Below are 17,331 nucleotides of genomic sequence, written 5' to 3' on the forward strand. Positions count from 1 at the left end.
CCCCGCCCCCCCCCCCCGCCCCCCCCCCCCCCCCCCCCCCCCCCCCCCCCCCCCCCCGCGCGGCATACGCCGAGATGGCCCCCTCAGTCGGCTTCGCCGACAGCTCCCCCAGAGGGGGAGCATCTACGCGGCGCCCTACCGCTTCCTGAACTCCGCCATCGCCGTCGACCCCTGGGCCGCCAGCGCCGCTTTCGCCCCCGCGTCGCCCAGCACCTCGGCCTTCAGGAAGGCCACGCTCAGCGCCGCCGCCTCGGCGAAGCCCGGCGCGTCCGGATGGTGCGCCAGGCCGTGGTCGGTCCCCTTGCCGATCCAGGCGTATTTCTCGCCGGCCGGGCTGGTCTCGAAGGCGTAGAGGTGTTCCTTCCAGTCGTCGAACATGCCCGGCATGACGTCCTTGTCGCCGGTGACCATCAGCATCGGCGCCTTCAGGCCGGCATAGGCGGTCGGACCGATCAGGCCCTTCACCACACCGGCGTCCGAGAAGCACAGCACCGCCTTCACATTGGGGTCCTGGGCCGGGATCATGCCCGACATCGCCCCGCCTCGGATCAGCGACATCAGCGCGCCATACGAGTGGCCGGCCGCCGCCATCGGCAGACCTGGCGCGGCCTGGGCGGCGTAGGCGCTGGCCGCGCCAAGGTCGGCCAGTCGAGCCGGGAAGGCGCTGCGCAGATCGTACTTGTCGTGGTCGGGGTGCTTCAGCGAGTCGACATGCAGCGGCGCGACGATCAGGAACCCGGCCTTGGCCCAGATCTCCAGCAGCCCCGCATAGCCGTCCGGCGCGCCGCCCGCGCCGTGCGAGAACACCACCACGCCCTTGGGCGCGTCCGGGCGGACGATGGTCAGCTCCAGATCGCGGTCGGCGACCTTGATCGTGGTCTTGGACGTGGCGGTCGCGGCCCGCGCCAGAGCGGGCGCGGCGGCGAGCGCCAGGGCGCCGGCCAGCAGGCCCCGGCGGTTCATCGAGAAGTTGGTCACGGAAAGCCCCCACAAAACTTCAGGGCGCAAGATTTCGCGGTTCGACGAACGTGTCCAGCGCTTCAGAACGCCGGCTTGACCTCGATCGACACCAGCTGGCGCGGCGCCCGCGAAGGCCGCAGATCGCCGTCGACGACGAGGCGGTAGGGGCCTTCGCGGTCGTCCAGCTTGTGGCCGTTGACGGTGTCGGCGACGACGACCGGATTGGCGCGATAGACCGGATCGGTCTCGGCCAGCGACAGCACGCTGAAGAAGCCGTCCGCCGCGCGGGCGATGACCACCTGGTTCAGATACCGCCCCATCAGCCGCTCGCCATGCACCACGCCGGCCTGGGCCAGGACGGCGTCGAGGCGGACGCCCTCGTAGGTCACGCTCGCGCCCTTGACGGTGATGGTCGCCTTGGCGCGGGGCAGGGCGGCGAGGTCCTGGGGCTTGAGGGTGACGGTGTCGCGGCCGGCGACGGTGACCTTGAGGTCCTGGGCGAAAGCCGCGCCATGCAGGGCCAGAGCGGTAAGGGCGGCGAGCAGCAGGCGCATGGGGAGTCTCCGTGGGGCTGTCCTCGCCCTTCGACAGGCTCAGGGTGAGGACTATTGCCAGGTCACGCCAGTAGAAACCTCATCCTGAGCTTGTCGAAGGACGAGGTTTCGGGCCCTCAGCCATGCGACCGCATCGCCGGCGGCGCGGGCACATCCGCCAGCGCCTCAAGGCTCACCGGTCTAGCTCCATGCTCGAACACCAGCGGATACAGCGACGCCACCAACAACACCGCCATCGCCACATTGAACGTCCGCAGCACCTTGGGCTTATCCAGGAACGGCCGCAGCCCCTGTCCAAACCCCGCCCAGGCCGCGCTGCACGGCGCGCCGACCAGCATGAAGGTCCCGGCCAGCAGCGGCACGATGGTCCAGCCCGAGCCCTCCGGCGCATAGGTCGTCACCGCGCCCAGCGCCATGGCCCAGGCCTTCGGGTTCACCCACTGGAACGCCGCCGCCTGCAGGAAGCTCATCGGCTTGGCCAGGTCCTTGTCGCTGACCGAGGACGAGGTCCCGATCTTCCAGGCCAGCCACAGCATGTAGGCCGCCCCGACCCACCGCAGGATCTCGTGCAGCACCGGATAGGCCCGGAATACCCCGCCCAGCCCAAGCCCCATGCACAGCACCATGAAGCCCAGGCCGACGCTGATCCCGAGAATGTGCAGCACCGTCTTGCGGAAGCCGAAGTTCGCCCCGGATGCGAGCAGCATCATGTTGTTCGGCCCGGGCGTACCGGCCGTGGCGAAGCAGAACAGGACGTAGGCGAGCAGCAGTTCGGGGGTCATCTCCGGTCTCCCATTTGGAGTGTCTCGGTACGGGCGACCGAGGTGTCACGGTGATGATTTCCATTGTATCGCGAGTCAAATTGCATATTGTCATCATGACAATAAACGAGACACGCTAACGCCCGTGGCCTGGACGCCGACCATCCCCGACGGCAGCGCCCCGCTCTACGAGCGGCTGGTGGCGGTGCTGCGCGCCGACATCGCCTCGGGCGTCCTGGCCGCCGGCGTGCGCCTGCCGCCGCAGCGGGACCTGGCCTATCGGCTGGGGGTGGGTCTGGGCACCGTGACCCGCGCCTATGTCGAGGCCGAGCGGGCGGGGCTGGTCAGCGCTCATGTCGGCCGCGGCAGCTTCGTCAACGCCCCGGCCGAGCACCGCTCCGCCGAGCGGGACGGCCCGATCAACCTGGCCCAGAACATCGCCTCCAGCGCCCCGGCCGCCAATCGCCTGGCCGAGGCCATCGCCCGCCTGCGCAAGCGCGCCGACCTCTTGGAGCACCTGGCCTACGCCCCGGCGGCGGGCCACGACGTCCAGCGCCGGGCCGGGGCGGCCTGGCTGGCGCGGACCAGCAGCTTCACCCGCATCGACTGGACCCGGCTGATCTGTTGCGGCGGCGCCCAGCAGGGCTTGGCCCTGGCCCTGGGCGCGGTCGCCCGGCCCGGCGACACGGTGCTGTGCGAGGCCTCAACCTATAACGGCGTCAAGCTGATCGCCGCCCACAGCGGCTGGCGACTGCGCGGCGTGGCCATGGACGCCGAGGGCCTGCTGCCCGACGCCCTGGAGGCGGCCGTACGCGAGACCGGCGCGCGGGTGCTGTCGACCTTCCCCACGCTGCAGAACCCCACGGGCCGGATCATGGGCCTGGCCCGGCGCGAGGCCATCGTCGCCGTCGCCCGCAAGCATGACCTGATCCTGGTCGAGGACGACATCTACGCCGCCTACGCGCCCGGCGCGCCGCCGCCGTTCGCCCTGCTGGCGCCAGAGCGGACCTTCCACGTCTCGGGCGTGTCCAAGACCCTGGGGCCGGGCCTGCGCGCCGGCTTCCTGGTCGCCCCGACCCAGGCGCTGTTCGAGCGGGTGCTGGCGGGCGCGCGGGCCATGACCTATGCGCCGCCGGGCTTCGGCGGGCTGGTGGCGACCCAGTGGATCGAGGACGGCTCGGCCGACGCCATCATCGCCGAGGTCCGCGAGGAGGCCAGCGTGCGTCTGGCCCTGGCGCGCGAGATCTTGGGCGCGGCGATCGAGACGCCGTACAGCGCGTTTGCCCCGCACGTCTGGCTGCCGATGAGCGAGCTGGCCGCCGAGCGCCTGGCCGGCCGGGCCCTGCGCGGCGGGGTCGAGGTCACGCCGCCTGACGCCCCCGTGGTCGCGCCGGACCTAGAGACCGGCGTCCGCGTCTGCCTGGGCGCGGTGGACGACCGCGAGGCCCTGCGTCGAGGGTTGGAGATCGTGGCGGGGTCCTTGTCCAGCGAAGTGGCCGAACACTCGAGGTCGGTGATCTAGGCTCCTACCAAGAGCAACGTCTTCACCCACGTAGACCCATCCGGCGCGACCGAGACGTTTTTCACCACCACCTGGCTGCCCTTGGCCAGCCAGAAGGTCGAGGGCTTCCATTCGGGGTGGTTGTAGTCGGTGGTCACCACCCAGCAGTCGACCTTGCCGCCGGCCGAGCTGGTCAGGACTTCGCTGCCCGTGACCTTGAACAGATAGGCCGCCGGGGCCTCGCCGCCCGGATGGTGGAAGACGATCGACGCCTCGTAGCCCTTGGCCAGCGGCAGGGCCTGGAGGAGCTCCATGTCGACCTCGAAATTGAAGGCCGGCTGGGCTGAGGCCATGTCGTAGGCGGCCTGGCTGTTGCCCTCCACGTCCTTCAGCCCGACGATCCGGTCGGGCTTGAACGCGAAGCCCTCGATCTTGGTCTGGCCGTCCTTGCCGGTGGTGCGGCGCTCGTGGGTGTAGGGCCGGAAGGTGCCCAGCTCGAACCAGCTGTCGAGCTTCTTCACCAGGCCCGGCGTCGAGCCGTCCCAGTGCTGGACGATGTGCAGGCGCTTGACCCCGGCCTTGTCGGGCTCGATGCGGATCTCGCGGGTCCAGACGTCCAGCGGCGTGATGGTGTCGCCCATCTGCCGATAGCGCAGATAGCGGTGGGTGGCGGGCTGCAGCTTGTCGAACCGCGCCAGCGGTTGGCCGACAGGCACGGGCGTGACGGCGGCCTGCGCCGAAGCGGTGAGCGCGACGGCGAGCGCGGCGCCGGCGACGACGCGGATGATGAACGACATGGAAAGCCCCTGAGCCAAGAACGCCGGCATGTGAAAGCAGGCGCGGCGCGAGGGCTACTTAAGCTTCGGTAATGCGCGCCTACAGCGCCTTGGCCATCACCACGAAGTGCAGGTCGTCGCGCTGCGGCACGCCGAAGCGTTCGTCGCCATAGGGGAAGGGCTGGGTCTCGCCGGTCATGGCGTAGCCGCGCCGCTCGTACCAGGCGATCAGGGTGTCGCGCACCGAGATCACGGTCATCTTCATGCGCTTGCCGCCCTGGGCGCGGGCGTGGGCCTCGGCGGCCTCCAGCATGGTGCGGCCGATGCCGCCGGCCTGGCGCAGGGGCGAGACGGTGACCATGCCGACGTACCAGGCGTCGCCGCCGGCCGGCTCGATCCAGACCGAGGCGTGGGGCTTGGCCCCGTCCTCGTCGCGCAGGGTCAGGATGGTCGAGCCCGGCGAGGCGGCCAGATCGGCGCGCAGGGACGCCTCGTCGGTGCGCTGGCCGCCCAGCAGGTAGCTCTCGCTGGTCCAGCCCTTCTGCGCCAGCTCGCCGCGATAGGCCGAGTTCACCAGCACGGCGATGTCGGCCAGTTCGTGGTCCTGGTAGGGCGAAAGCAGCGTCATGGAGCGTCCCCGAGAGCGAAGGTTCGGAAGCTAGGAACGCAGCTCCGCCGCAACAACCCGATTCCGCAGGTCAAGCCGAACAATGTTCAGCGCCTCCGCACCTTGTTCCACGCCCCGCCGGTCACGCGCTTCACCATGCCGGCCTCGCGCTTGATCATCTCCCACGGATGGAAGGCCAGTCCCACCGTGTCGGCCATGGCCGCGCCGCGCACGCCCATCGGCTGCTCCGGCCCGGTGGTGGAGTCGACGGCGGTCTGGTGCTCGATCTCGGCGTTCAGCTCGGCCCCGACCAGGATGGCCATGATCGAGAACCACACCCAGACCATGAAGGCGATCACCGCCCCCAGCGGGCCGTATGTCGCGTCATAGTGGGCGATGGTGTTGAGGTAGAACGAGAAGCCCAGCGAGCCGAACAGCCATCCGGCCGCCGCGGCCGCCGCGCCGATCCAGATCCACCGCCAGCGGGCCCGCGCCCGGCTGGGGCCGAAGCGATAGAGCACGGCGAAGGCGATGGCGGTCATGGCCAGCACGATCAGCCAGCGGATCGGGGCCCAGACGGCGTCCAACGCCGACAGGCGCGCGGCCTTCAGCAGCAACGGCGTGACGATCAGTACGCCCGAGGCCGCCGCCGCATAGAGCAGCGAGCAGAAGGTGAAGAGGTAGCTCTGCAGGGTGCGCGGCACGAGGTGGCGCTTCTCCTCCTCGTCATAGGCGATGTTCAGCCCGTCGAAGAGGGCGCGCATGCTGGCGTTGGCGCTCCAGATCGACAGGAGCAGCGAGAATCCGAACGCCACGCCCAGCTTGGCCTGGCCCTGGCTGGCGAGGCGCAGCATCTGCTCGCCGACGATCTGCACGACGCTGGCGGGGAAGACGCCCGCCATGTCGCGCAGCTGCTCCTCGACCGTCCGCACGTCGGCGAACAGGCCGTACAGCGACACGAAGGCGCCGATGGCCGGGAACAGGGCCAGCAGGGTGTAGAAGGTGACGCCCCCGGCCACGGCCGGCAGCTTGTCGACGCTGATCTCGCGCCAGGTGCGCCAGACGATGTCGCGCCAGCCCAGCAGGGGGATATGGCCCGGATGGCGGGCGGCGCGGCCGCGCTTGGGCTCGGCCTCGTCGAACTGGGCTGGCGGCATGGCGCGGTCTTCCGACAGGCCCGGTGGCGCGTCGATGTGTTCTTCGCTGGGCGCTTCTGTCGGCTTCTTGCGCGGCAGGACCAGGGGCGCGGCCGCCAGCAGCACAATCCACGGCGCCAGATGGTACGGACGCGACTTCAACCAGTTGAGGATCGGACGCGGCGATGCGTCGGCCATGAAACGCCCTCCAGGCCAGCAAAACCCCGCGCGGCGAGTCGCGTTCCCGGCCAAGGGCGGCGAAGCCTTGCCATAGGGCGAGTCGTCCACGACTTTCGCGGCCATGGACGCCCGCATCGCCTCGATCTACCGCCACCCCGTCAAGGGCTTCACGCCCGAGCGGCTGGCCGCCGCCACGCTGGAGGCCGGGGCTTGCTTCCCGTGCGATCGGCTGTACGCGGTCGAGGACGGGCCCAGCGGCTTCGACCCCGCCGCGCCGACCCACATCTCGAAGATGAAGTTCGCGGTGCTGGCCAAGATCCCGGCCGTCGCCAAGGCTCGCACCGCCTATGACGAGGCCAGCGGCGTGTTCAGCGCCCGCGCCGAGGGGCAGGTGGAGTTCGCCGGCGACCTGCGCACCGAGGTCGGCCGCGCGGGCTTGGAAGCCTGGCTGACCGACCTGCTGGAGGGCGACATTCGAGGGCCGTTGAAGGTGGTCGAGGGGCCGGGCGCTTATCGGTTCATGGACAGCAAGTCCGGCTACGTCTCGATCGTCAACCTGACCAGCGTCCGCGACCTTGGCCAACGCCTGGGCATGACCCTCGATCCCTTGCGCTTCCGCGCCAACCTCTATGTCGAGGGCTGGCCGGCCTGGGTCGAGAACGACTGGACCGGCAAGACCCTGACCGTCGGCGGCGCCACCGCCGAAGTCCTGAAACCCATCGTCCGCTGCGCCGCCACCCATGTCTGCCCGACGTCGGCCGAACGCGACGTCGATCTCGTGAAGGCCTTGTTCGACAACTACGGCCACATGTTCTGCGGCATCTACTTGAACGTGACGCAGGGTGGTGCGGTGGGCGAGGGGGATGGGGTGGTGCTAGCCTAGGCGGCTGGAGGCATCCATCTGCTGATGCAGAATGCGTGCGACGACGATGCTCTTCTCCGAGAGGAGGTAGAAGATCGTATGCGACCGGAAGATCTGTTTGCGAAAGGGCTCGTCAAATCCCTCGGTCGCGATGCCTAGGTATGGATCGCGTGCGACGGCTTCGATCGCAGCGGATAGATCGCGGATATAGCTGTCGGCCACCCGCCGACCCCACTGTTGGACGGTGTAGGCCCAGATTTCGCGCATATCGAAGCGCGCTAGAGGTGTCAGTTCATAGCGGCTCACGACTTGGCGTCGTATTCCGCGTTCACTTCAGCCAGAAACGTCTCGACGTCGAAAGGCTCGGGCTTGCCGCTCTCAAGGCCCTCTTTCAGGGCGGAGCGCAAAGCAGCCATCTTGGTTTCCTGACTTTCCAGAAGCCGTAGCCCCGCTCGCACGACTTCGCTCGCCGAGCCGTAGCGGCCGTCAGCGATCTGTTCTTCGATGAAAGTCTGGAAATGGTCGCCGAGGCTGACCGATGTGTTCTTGCTGGCCATGCGCGAAAGTACCAAAAACTGGTACCTCTTTCAATCTCGCCTCCGCCAAACCAACACGCTAAACCCCGCTCATGACCCTGACCCTCGTCAAAGCCTGGACCGCCGCCAAGGATCGTCTGAAGGACGCCGGCATCGATCAGCCGTCGATCGACGCGCGCCTGATGCTGGAGGTGGCCGCCAACGTCTCCCGCACCGAGATCGTCACCGATCCCTATCGCGAGCTCAGCGCCGAGCAGGAGGCCACGCTGGAGGACTACCTCTCGCGCCGCGCCCGCCGCGAGCCGGTCAGCCACATCATCGGCCGCAAGGGCTTCTGGAAGATCCTGCTGCAGGTGAACAAGAACGTCCTGACCCCGCGTCCCGAGACCGAGGTCATCGTCGACGAGGTGCTGAAGGCCTTCCCCGAGAACATGGCGTTCTCGATGCTGGACCTCGGCGTGGGTTCGGGCACGATCCTGCTGGCGGTGCTGGCCGAGCGTCCGGCCGCCAAGGGCCTGGGCGTGGATGCTTCCGCCGAAGCCTTGGCCGTGGCCAAGGACAACGCCGCCAGCCTGGGGCTCAACACCCGCGCGGCCTTCCTGCACGGCGACTGGACGGCGGGCCTGGGCGACGGCGGTTTCGACCTGGTGGTCTCCAACCCGCCCTACATCCCCACCAAGGTGATCGACACCCTGGAGCCGGAGGTTCGTGACCACGAACCGCGCCTGGCCCTGGACGGCGGCGAGGACGGCCTGGACGCCTACCGCCTGCTGGCGCCGGAGATCCTGCGGGTGCTGAAGCCCGGCGGCATGTTCGCCGTCGAGATCGGCTACGACCAGTCCAAGGACGTCGAGGCGCTGTTCAACGCGGCCGGCGCCAAGGAGGTCAAAACGATCAAGGACCTGTCCACGCACGACCGTGTGGTCACCGGGGTGAAAAATCCCTTGGAAACCGTGGCGTGAACCGGTAGACGAGTCCTGTCTCCTTCCAGATCGCCAGGTGACGGGAAAAGCGAACGTCGTTGATGTTCGCGAGGCTCCCCTGGCAGGCGCGCCCGGTTCGCCGGTCGCCGCGCCGAAAGACAGGGCGGGGGCTCTACGGAAACCAGTGTCTCTGAAACACACCAGGGTTCGACCCGCTCAGAGACCAGCAAGGCCGGACGCGCCAGCGCAAGACTGACCTCCGGACAGGTTCAGAAGAGAACATGAGAGATTTCAAAGGCATGAAGCGCCAGCGCGGCCGCAACAATCGCGGTGGCAGCGGCGGCAAGCCTCAACAGCACAACGCCAACCGCGCGTTCGACTCGAACGGCCCCGATGGGGTCAAGGTTCGCGGCGCGGCCCAGAGCGTCTACGAAAAGTACCAGCAGCTGGCGCGCGACGCGACGTCGTCCGGCGACCGGGTGCTGGCCGAGAACTATCTGCAGCACGCCGAGCACTATTTCCGCGTCCTGCGCGCCATCCAGCCGAATCGTCCGGTGTCCGACATCGTTGGCAAGGACGTCTACGCCGCCTACGAAATCGACTTCGAGGCCGAGCCGCCGGAAGAGCCGGAAGCCGTCGAGACCCCCGCTCAGCCTGAGGGCCAGGGCGAAGGCGGCGAGAACGGTGAAGGCGGCGAGCCGCGCCGCGACCGCTTCGAGAACCGCGACCGCAACCGCGATCGCGACCGCAACTTCGACAACAACCGCGAAGGCCGCGATCGCAACCGCGACGACCGTCCCCGCGACGGCAATCGCGACAACAATCAGGGCGAAGGCCGCCGCGACCGCTGGCGTGATCGCGACGATCGCGACCGCAACCGCGATGATCGGCCGCGCGACGACCGCCCCCGTGACGATCGCCCGCGCGACGACCGTCCCCGCGAGGACCGGCCCTACCGCGACCGCGACGACCGTCCCCGTGACGATCGTGCTCCGCGTGAGGACCGTCCGGCGGCCGCCGAGGGTGAACACCAGCCGCAGGCCGAGGGCGAGGGTCGTGAAGGCCGCCGCCGTGGCCGCGACCGGGATCGCAACCGCGACCGCGATCGTGACTGGCAGCCGCGCGAAAACCGCGACCCGCTGGCCGTGATCGAGCCGGAAGCCGCTCCGCTGGTCGCCGAGGCCCCGGCCGAAAGCTCGCCGGTGCTGCGTGGCCAGGACGGCGCCGTCAGCGAAGCCCCGGCCTTCCTGGGCCGCAAGTCGACCCGCGCCGCCGCTGCTGCTCCGGTCGTTGAGGCTCCGGCCGCGCCGGAAGCCGAAGCCGGTGAAGAGGTGAAGAAGCCCCGTCGTCGCCGCGCTCCGCGCAGCTTCGAAGGCGGCGAGGGCGCTCCGACCAGCTCGGAGCCGGAAGAGGCCTGATCGGCCGCTTCACCGCTGAAGATCGAAAGGGAGTCGTGAAAGCGGCTCCCTTTTTCTTTGGCCGCCGCTAGGCTCTCAGGCGTTCGGGGGTGTCGTCCATGCGTCTTGCGGTTCTCGTTTCGCTTCTAGTCCTGAGCGCCGCGCCGGCGATCGCCGGACCCAAGCCGGACATCTATCTGCTGACCGGCCAGTCCAACATGTCGGGGCGCGGCCTGCTGGATGAGCTGACGCCGGCCGAGCGGACACCCGATCCAGCCATCCAGCTCTACGGCAATGACGAGAAGACCCGCCCGGCGCTCGATCCGCTGGATGACGCCGCCGGCCAGGTCGATGCGGTGTCGAGCGACGCCGGCCTCGCCGCCGTCGGGCCGGGCCTGTTCTTCGCCCGCGCCACGCGGACGCTGCGGGGCCGGCCGATCCTGCTGGTCCCCTGCGCCAAGGGCGGCTCGTCGATGGCGCAGTGGGCGCCGGGCGGCGGACGCGACACCCTGTACGGCTCGTGCCTGGCGCGCGCCAAGGCGGTCGGCGGCAAGGTGAAGGGCGTCCTCTGGTACCAGGGCGAGACCGATGCGGGGCGGCCGGACTCGGCCCGGACGTGGAAGGCGGCGTTCGAGGCGCTGGTGACTCGCTTCCGCGCGGACCTGGGCGGCCAGCGCCTGCCCATCGTCATCGTGCAGCTGGCCGATCCGCCGTCGCCGCAGGTCCAGGCGCCCAAGACCTATCCGGCGTGGGCGGCGATCCAGGCGGTCCAGGCCGGGCCGCTGCCGGCCTGCGTGGCCATGGTCCCGGCCGGCGGCCTGCCGCTGAAGGCCGACACCCTGCACCTGACGACCGCCAGCCAGCGCGTGCTGGGCGGACGGCTGGCCAAGGCCATGGAGGCCCTGCGCCGCCAGGGCTGCCGGTAGCGCCTAGACGCTCATCGCCCGTCCCGCCGCCATCGCGTCGCGCATGACGCGCCAGGTGTCGAGCTTCATGGCGGCCAGATACTCGTCCTGCATTGGCGGCGTGAGGATTTCCATCATCTGGCGGCCCTCGATCCAGATCTCGACGACGCCGAACATGCCGCCGCGCTTGCGGTACTTGGCCGGCCAGCCTTCGCGGGCGGCGATGGCCATCACCGCCTCGACGTCCAGCGCCGTGGCGATCGCCCCGTGGGTGGCGGTGTAGGCGACCTGGCCGGTGGCCTCGCCATAGGCGTCGGCGTCGCCGTCGGCCTCGCGCAGCACGACATCGGCCGGATAGACCTCGACCGCCGAGCCGCGCGCGTCGCCGGCCAGGGCGATCCAGCCGTTGTCGGACACCGGCGGGAAGGGAAAGGCCTCGCCGCCCCAGAGTTCGGCGAAGACCTGGGCCACGCGCTGGGGATCGTGCGCGGCGATCGACATGTGGAAGAGCATCGTTCTGTTTCCGTGGTTGACGCGGCGCTGAATGCTATGTGGCACAAAATGTGTCAATCAGAATTTGACACAAAATGTGCCTCGCTCTAGATCGGGGCCATGGATGGTGAGATTCCCAAGACCGCTTCCGGCGCCCGCGAGTCGCAGAAGGAGGAGATGCGCACACGCATCGCCGACGCCCTGATCGACCTGCTGGCCGAAGGGCGGATGGACATCAACCACGACCTGATCGCCGAGCGGGCCGGCGTGGCGCGGCGGACGGTCTATCGCTACTTCCCCGACCGCGAGGCGCTGCTGGCGGCGGGCACCGATCGGGTGCGCGAGCTGGCCGGCCCACGCGTGACCTTCCCGGCGTCCGAGGCCGACCTGACGGGCACCCTGCGCGATGTGTACGAGGGCTTCGACAGCATCGCCCCGATCGCCACCCTGGTGCGCTCGACCCCGCAGGGCCGGGCCATGCGGATGGCCAACAACCCGGTGCGCCAGAAGGCCTATCGCGCCGCCGCCGCCGACCTGGTCAAGGACCTGCCACCCGAGGACCGCGACCTGGCCACCGCCGTGCTGCAGGTGCTGCACACCACCCCCTGGCTTGAGATGCGAGACCACTGGGGCTTCGACGGCGAGCAGATGGCTAGGGCCACCGGCTGGGCCATGCGGACGCTGATCGCGGATTTGCGGGCGCGGAAGGGGCGGCCGCTGGAGGAGGATTGAGATATCTCAACCTCCCAAACCCTTGTCATCCCGGAAGCCTCGCAGAGGCTGTCCGGGACCCAGGGGCGGCGCGCACCGCGCTTCGTCACCCCCTGGGTCCCGGCTCTACGCTTCGCTTCGGCCGGGATGACAAGATTGGGGTGTATCTGTCCAAAGCTTCACTGGTTGCGTCCACGAGAACCGCTAGGGATAAGGCTTATGTCGCATCCGCAACACAGCCGAGCTTGATGGCCCTCTCCCGCCGCTTGACCCTGCCGCTCCTGATGGCCGCCGCGACGGTGGTGAGTGGCTGCGCCTACAACGCCGACCTTGGCCGCGACCAGTTGCTGATCGTCAATGACGACAACCTGGCCGCCGAGGGCGAGAAGGCCTGGGCCGACACGCTGCGCACCACCTACGTCTCCAAGGAGCCGCGCAAGAACGCCCGCGTCCAGGCCGTCGGCCAGCGGGTGATCACCGCCGCCGGCCTGTCGAACCGCCCCTGGGACTATGCGGTGTTCCTGGACGAGGCCCCCAACGCCTTCGTGCTGCCGGGCGGCCATGTCGGCGTCACCGTCGGCCTGCTGACCATGGTGCAGAACGACGACCAGCTGGCCGCCGTGATCGGTCACGAGGCCGGCCATGTCGTCGCCCACCACGCCGCCGAGCGGGTCTCGCAGGAGCGGACCTCGAAGATCCTGCTGGGCATCGCCGGCGCGGCGGCGGGCGGCACCGACTTTGGCCAGTTGCTCAAGCAGCACGGCGACCAGGCCGCCAAGTTCGGCGTGCTGCTGCCGTTCTCGCGCAAGCAGGAGCTGGAGGCCGACCGCCTGGGCGTCGATTTCATGGAACGCGCCGGCTACAAGCCGCGTGAGGCCGTGGTCCTGTGGCGCAACATGCAGGCGCAGGACGCCCAGGCCGGACAGTCCGGCGGCGGCGAGCTCTCCTCGACCCACCCGTCCGACGCGGTGCGGATCCAGGCGCTGGAACGTTATCTCGCCAGCCGGGGCTGGTAGGCCTTGTGTGGTCTCTCCCTTGTGTGTCTGGGGAGCCACACCTAAATGCCCCATCGGGACCGGCCGTGCTCAGAAGAGGCGGCAGGTCCAGATCCGCCTAGGAAGGGGACACCTTAGACACATGAATATCGACCTCTATTCGGACCGCGCTAAACAGGCCGTCCAGTCGGCCCAGAGCCTGGCGCTCGCCCGTGGCCACCAGCAGTTCTCGCCCGAACACATCCTGAAAGTCCTGCTCGAGGAGAAGGACGGCCTCAGCCGCGCCCTGATCACCAGCGCCGGCGGCCGCGCCGACACCCTGGATGGCGGCGTCGAGACCCTGCTGGCTAAGATCCCGCGCGTCGACGGCGCCGGCGGCCAGCTCTACATGAAGCCCGACACCGCCCGCGTGTTCGCCGAGGCCGAGAAAAGCGCCAAAGCCAGTGGCGACGCGTTCGTCACCACCGAGCGCCTGCTGATCGCCATCGCCAAGGAAGGCGCGGACGCCGCCAAGCTCTTCAAGGAGGCCGGCGTTTCGGCCCAGGCCCTGGAGACCGCCGCCAACGCCATCCGCAAGGGCCGCACCGCCGACAGCGCCAATGCCGAGGAAGGCTATGAGGCGCTGAAGCGCTACGCCCGCGACCTGACGGCTGCTGCTAGAGACGGCAAGCTGGACCCCGTGATCGGCCGCGACGAAGAAATCCGCCGCACCATCCAGGTCCTGTCGCGCCGCACCAAGAACAACCCCGTCCTGATCGGCGAGCCCGGTGTCGGCAAGACCGCCATCGTCGAGGGCCTGGCCCTGCGCATCATCAATGGCGACGTGCCCGAAAGCCTGAAGGACAAGCGCCTGCTGTCGCTCGACATGGGCAGCCTGATCGCCGGCGCGAAATACCGCGGCGAGTTCGAGGAGCGCCTGAAGGCCGTGCTGGCCGAGACCACGGCCGCCGAAGGCTCGATCATCCTGTTCATCGACGAGATGCACACCCTGGTCGGCGCGGGCAAGGGCGACGGGGCGATGGACGCCTCCAACCTGCTGAAGCCCGCCCTGGCGCGCGGCGAGCTGCACTGCGTCGGCGCCACCACGCTGGACGAGTACCGCAAGCACGTCGAGAAGGACGCGGCTCTCGCCCGTCGCTTCCAGCCGGTGTTCGTCGGCGAGCCCACGGTCGAGGACACCGTCTCGATCCTGCGCGGCCTGAAGGAGAAGTACGAGGTCCACCACGGGGTGCGCATCTCGGACTCGGCCCTGGTCGCCGCCGCCACGCTCAGCAACCGCTACATCGCCGACCGCTTCCTGCCGGACAAGGCGATCGACCTGATGGACGAGGCCGCCAGCCGCGTGCGCATGGCGATCGACTCCAAGCCCGAGGAGCTGGACGAGATCGACCGTCGCCTGGTGCAGCTGAAGATCGAGCGCGAGGCGCTGAGCAAGGAGACCGACGCCGCCTCCAAGCATCGCCTGGAGAACCTGGAGGTCGAGATCGACGACCTGCAATTCCGCAGCGACGAGATGACCGCCCGCTGGAAGGCCGAGAAGGAGAAGGTCGGCGGCGCCGCGCAAGCGCGCGAGGCCCTCGACCGCCTGCGCGCCGACCTCGCCAACGCCCAGCGCGCCGGCGACTTCGCCCGCGCCGGCCAGATCCAGTACGGCGAGATCCCGGCCCTGGAGCGCCGCCTGGCGGAGGCCGAGGACGGCGAGACCGAGGCCCTGACGCCGGAAGTCGTCGACGCCGAGCAGATCGCCGCCGTGGTCAGCCGCTGGACCGGGGTGCCGGTCGAGAAGATGCTGGAAGGCGAGCGCGAGAAGCTGCTCAAGATGGAGGACGAACTGCGCGGTCGCGTGGTCGGCCAGGACGAGGCGCTGACCGCCGTGTCCGACGCCGTCCGCCGCGCCCGGGCCGGCCTGCACGACCCGACCAAGCCGATCGGCTCGTTCCTGTTCCTGGGCCCGACGGGCGTGGGCAAGACCGAGCTGACCAAGAGCCTGGCCGAGTTCCTGTTCGCCGACGAGCACGCCATCACCCGGATGGACATGTCGGAGTACATGGAAAAGCACTCGGTCAGCCGCCTGATCGGCGCGCCTCCCGGCTATGTCGGCTACGACGAGGGCGGGGCGCTGACCGAGGCTGTCCGTCGCCGTCCGTACCAGGTCGTGCTGTTCGACGAGATCGAGAAGGCCCACCCGGACGTCTTCAACGTGCTGCTGCAAGTGCTGGACGATGGTCGCCTGACCGACGGTCAGGGCCGCACGGTCGACTTCCGCAACACGCTGATCATCATGACCAGCAACCTCGGCGCCGAGTTCCTGGCCAACCAGGAGGAAGGCGAAGACGTCGAAGCCGTCCGGCCGATGGTGATGACCATGGTGCGCGGTCACTTCCGCCCCGAGTTCCTCAACCGGATCGACGAGATCATCCTGTTCAAGCGCCTGTCGCGCGCGCACATGGGGGATATCGTCCGTATCCAGCTGCAACGGGTCGAGAAGCTGCTGACCGACCGCCGCATGGCGCTGTCGATCGACGCCGAGGCCCTGAACTGGATCGCCGACAAGGGCTACGACCCCGTCTACGGCGCGCGCCCCCTCAAGCGCGTGATCCAGAAGGAGCTGATCGACCCGATCGCCAGGAAGCTCCTGGCCGGCGAGATCGAGGACGGCGGCGTCATCGCCGTCGGGGTCGAGAACGGCGCGCTGTCGTTCGGAAGGGCGACGCTGCAGTAACCGAGAAGGGCCGCTCCGAAAGGGGCGGCCCTTTTTCTTCCGGCCACATCGGGGTATTCCCCCGCATGGCCAAAACCACCAAGCTCACCGTCGAGTTCGACATCGACATCGATGGCAACCCGTATGTCTGGCGCCTGCACCGGCTGCCGCAGTGGAACTACGACCCCTCCGAACGCCACGGCAAGGTGATCGCCGCGCGCCACAAGGAAGGCCAGCGCGAGGCGCTGATCGAGTTCCCGCCCGGCCCGAAGCCCAAGTTCAGCGCCCCGCCGCTGAAGCCCTCGCAGATCCCCGTGCGCATCGTCGCCAAGGCCATCACCTCGGCCATCGAAGCCGGCTGGGAGCCGCTGTCGCGCGGCAAGCCGGTGGTGATCTATGTGGATGAAGAGGGGGCATAGAGAGGGGGCGTTTAGGCGAGACGCATATTTCTTCTCTTGCGCGAACAGACGGCGAACGCCATCTTTCTGCCCATGAGCAAGCCCTCAGCCAAGTCGAGCACCGCCCCCGTGCGATACGGCCGCAGCTCCGTCACCGGCGGGTTCATCATGGCGCCGTATCCCAAGAAGGGCGGCACCGATCCACGGAAAATCGAGGCCGCGGTCAAGGCCGTCATCGCGAGCCGCAAGGACGCATGACCGTCGAGGTCAGCGCTCCATCCGACGTCTTCATCAACTGTCCCTTCGATCGGGACTACGCGCCGCAGTTCGAAGCCTTGATCTTCGGCGTGCTGGCTTGCGGTTTTCGCCCCCGATCGGCGCGGGAGCTGGATGACGGCAGCCAGACCCGGATCGAGAAGCTGTATGGCATCATCGAGCAATGCCGATATGGCGTGCACGACCTGTCGCGAACGCAGCTGGATACGGTCAGCGGCTTGCCGCGTTTCAACATGCCGCTCGAGCTCGGTATCTTCCTGGGCGCCAAACGGTACGGCGGCGATGCGCATGGCGCCAAGCGCTGCTTGATCCTGGATGTCGCGCCCTATCGATATCAGCAGTTCATCTCCGATCTGGCGGGCATGGATATCGCCGACCATGGGGGCGAGATCGATCGAACCTTGACGAAGCTACGCAATTGGTTGGCCAACGTCTCCCGCCGCCAGGGCATAATGGGCGGTGCGGCGCTGGTCGCCGCCCATGCTCGCTTCCGCACCGATTTGCCGGCCATGGTCGAGGTGCTGGGCCTGGATTCGGCCAGTGTGCCCTATGTCGATTTCGAGCGAATTGCGATGCGCTGGCTCGCTGACTAACGCGCCCGACGGGCCGGCGTCGGCATCGGCACGCTCTACCGCCACTTCCCCACCCGCGAGGCGCTGG

At 68.9% G+C, this 17,331-nt stretch carries 20 protein-coding genes and 2 pseudogenes; 13 read left to right on the forward strand and 9 right to left on the reverse strand.

All coding sequences use genetic code 11. The features are described from left to right. Positions 1–135 precede the first annotated feature (135 nt). The 3 genes from AC07YH_RS18610 to AC07YH_RS18620 form a co-directional block, all read right to left on the reverse strand. Positions 136–978 carry an alpha/beta hydrolase gene (locus AC07YH_RS18610; RefSeq protein ID WP_494748444.1) on the reverse strand — a complete coding sequence of 281 codons (843 nt, stop codon included), beginning with the start codon at positions 976–978 and terminating at the stop codon, positions 136–138. Between the two features lie 62 nt (positions 979–1,040). Then, positions 1,041–1,514, reverse strand: a complete 474-nt coding sequence (locus tag AC07YH_RS18615; RefSeq protein WP_494748445.1) for a molybdopterin-binding protein — start codon at positions 1,512–1,514, stop codon at positions 1,041–1,043. Positions 1,515–1,630: 116 nt separating this feature from the next. Further along, positions 1,631–2,296, reverse strand: coding sequence for a LysE family translocator (locus AC07YH_RS18620; protein WP_494748446.1), 666 nt, complete (start codon positions 2,294–2,296; stop codon positions 1,631–1,633). 124 nt (positions 2,297–2,420) lie between these two features. On the opposite strand from AC07YH_RS18620, the gene AC07YH_RS18625 reads away from it, so the two are divergent. After that, entirely contained in the window at positions 2,421–3,797 is a 1,377-nt protein-coding gene (locus tag AC07YH_RS18625; protein WP_494748447.1) for an aminotransferase-like domain-containing protein, read from the forward strand. On the opposite strand, the gene AC07YH_RS18630 is transcribed toward AC07YH_RS18625, so the two are convergent. The 3 genes from AC07YH_RS18630 to AC07YH_RS18640 form a co-directional block, all read right to left on the reverse strand. Beyond that, complete coding sequence (locus tag AC07YH_RS18630) at positions 3,794–4,573, reverse strand: DUF3108 domain-containing protein (protein WP_494748448.1); 780 nt, start codon at positions 4,571–4,573, stop codon at positions 3,794–3,796. The two genes, AC07YH_RS18625 and AC07YH_RS18630, sit on opposite strands and share 4 nt — an antisense overlap. A 79-nt stretch (positions 4,574–4,652) precedes the next feature. Continuing rightward, entirely contained in the window at positions 4,653–5,180 is a 528-nt protein-coding gene (locus AC07YH_RS18635) for a GNAT family N-acetyltransferase (protein ID WP_494748449.1), read from the reverse strand. Positions 5,181–5,266: 86 nt separating this feature from the next. Beyond that, positions 5,267–6,493: a YihY/virulence factor BrkB family protein gene (locus tag AC07YH_RS18640; protein WP_494748450.1), complete on the reverse strand. Its 1,227-nt coding sequence runs from the start codon at positions 6,491–6,493 to the stop codon at positions 5,267–5,269. 103 nt (positions 6,494–6,596) lie between these two features. Between AC07YH_RS18640 and AC07YH_RS18645 the strand changes: the two genes are divergently transcribed. Continuing rightward, on the forward strand, positions 6,597–7,358 hold the full coding sequence (locus AC07YH_RS18645) for an MOSC domain-containing protein (protein WP_494748451.1): 762 nt from the start codon (positions 6,597–6,599) through the stop codon (positions 7,356–7,358). Here AC07YH_RS18645 and AC07YH_RS18650 read toward each other — a convergent pair. Together AC07YH_RS18650 and AC07YH_RS18655 are read right to left on the reverse strand one after the other, a co-directional pair. Then, complete coding sequence (locus AC07YH_RS18650) at positions 7,350–7,643, reverse strand: type II toxin-antitoxin system RelE/ParE family toxin (RefSeq protein WP_494748452.1); 294 nt, start codon at positions 7,641–7,643, stop codon at positions 7,350–7,352. The two genes, AC07YH_RS18645 and AC07YH_RS18650, sit on opposite strands and share 9 nt — an antisense overlap. Continuing rightward, positions 7,640–7,894: a type II toxin-antitoxin system ParD family antitoxin gene (locus tag AC07YH_RS18655; protein ID WP_494748453.1), complete on the reverse strand. Its 255-nt coding sequence runs from the start codon at positions 7,892–7,894 to the stop codon at positions 7,640–7,642. Before AC07YH_RS18655 ends, AC07YH_RS18650 begins: the two co-directional genes overlap by 4 nt. A gap of 71 nt (positions 7,895–7,965) precedes the next feature. Here AC07YH_RS18655 and prmC point away from each other — a divergent pair, with 71 nt between their 5' ends. From prmC to AC07YH_RS18675, 4 genes and pseudogenes are all read left to right on the forward strand, one after another. Continuing rightward, positions 7,966–8,835, forward strand: coding sequence for a peptide chain release factor N(5)-glutamine methyltransferase (gene prmC / locus AC07YH_RS18660; RefSeq protein ID WP_494748454.1), 870 nt, complete (start codon positions 7,966–7,968; stop codon positions 8,833–8,835). A gap of 37 nt (positions 8,836–8,872) precedes the next feature. Beyond that, positions 8,873–9,081, forward strand: a pseudogene (locus AC07YH_RS18665) (hypothetical protein). Beyond that, entirely contained in the window at positions 9,078–10,214 is a 1,137-nt protein-coding gene (locus tag AC07YH_RS18670; RefSeq protein ID WP_494748455.1) for a DUF4167 domain-containing protein, read from the forward strand. The pseudogene AC07YH_RS18665 and the gene AC07YH_RS18670 overlap by 4 nt, the downstream one beginning before the upstream one ends. Positions 10,215–10,312: 98 nt before the next feature. Further along, positions 10,313–11,119, forward strand: a complete 807-nt coding sequence (locus AC07YH_RS18675; protein WP_494748456.1) for a sialate O-acetylesterase — start codon at positions 10,313–10,315, stop codon at positions 11,117–11,119. A 3-nt stretch (positions 11,120–11,122) separates the two neighbouring features. Here the strand turns inward: AC07YH_RS18675 and AC07YH_RS18680 are convergent, their stop codons facing one another. After that, the gene (locus AC07YH_RS18680; RefSeq protein WP_494748457.1) at positions 11,123–11,611 is read right to left on the reverse strand and encodes a hypothetical protein; all 489 of its coding nucleotides are present in this window, start codon (positions 11,609–11,611) and stop codon (positions 11,123–11,125) included. 156 nt (positions 11,612–11,767) lie between these two features. Between AC07YH_RS18680 and AC07YH_RS18685 the strand changes: the two genes are divergently transcribed. The 7 genes and pseudogenes from AC07YH_RS18685 to AC07YH_RS18715 all read left to right on the forward strand — a co-directional run. After that, a complete protein-coding gene (locus AC07YH_RS18685; RefSeq protein ID WP_494748458.1) occupies positions 11,768–12,322 on the forward strand; it encodes a TetR/AcrR family transcriptional regulator in 555 nt (184 codons plus the stop codon). 227 nt (positions 12,323–12,549) lie between these two features. After that, positions 12,550–13,317 carry a M48 family metallopeptidase gene (locus AC07YH_RS18690; RefSeq protein WP_494748459.1) on the forward strand — a complete coding sequence of 256 codons (768 nt, stop codon included), beginning with the start codon at positions 12,550–12,552 and terminating at the stop codon, positions 13,315–13,317. Between the two features lie 121 nt (positions 13,318–13,438). Beyond that, positions 13,439–16,018, forward strand: coding sequence for an ATP-dependent chaperone ClpB (clpB, locus tag AC07YH_RS18695; RefSeq protein ID WP_494748460.1), 2,580 nt, complete (start codon positions 13,439–13,441; stop codon positions 16,016–16,018). Between the two features lie 65 nt (positions 16,019–16,083). After that, complete coding sequence (locus tag AC07YH_RS18700) at positions 16,084–16,416, forward strand: hypothetical protein (protein ID WP_494748461.1); 333 nt, start codon at positions 16,084–16,086, stop codon at positions 16,414–16,416. 36 nt (positions 16,417–16,452) lie between these two features. Continuing rightward, on the forward strand, positions 16,453–16,653 hold the full coding sequence (locus AC07YH_RS18705) for a hypothetical protein (protein WP_494748462.1): 201 nt from the start codon (positions 16,453–16,455) through the stop codon (positions 16,651–16,653). Beyond that, on the forward strand, positions 16,650–17,264 hold the full coding sequence (locus AC07YH_RS18710) for a hypothetical protein (RefSeq protein ID WP_494748463.1): 615 nt from the start codon (positions 16,650–16,652) through the stop codon (positions 17,262–17,264). The genes AC07YH_RS18705 and AC07YH_RS18710 overlap by 4 nt, the downstream gene beginning before the upstream one ends. A 6-nt stretch (positions 17,265–17,270) precedes the next feature. Next, positions 17,271–17,331: pseudogene (locus AC07YH_RS18715) on the forward strand (TetR family transcriptional regulator); the annotation flags it as partial.

The organism is Caulobacter sp. GW456-12-1-14-TSB4 (assembly GCF_059424195.1).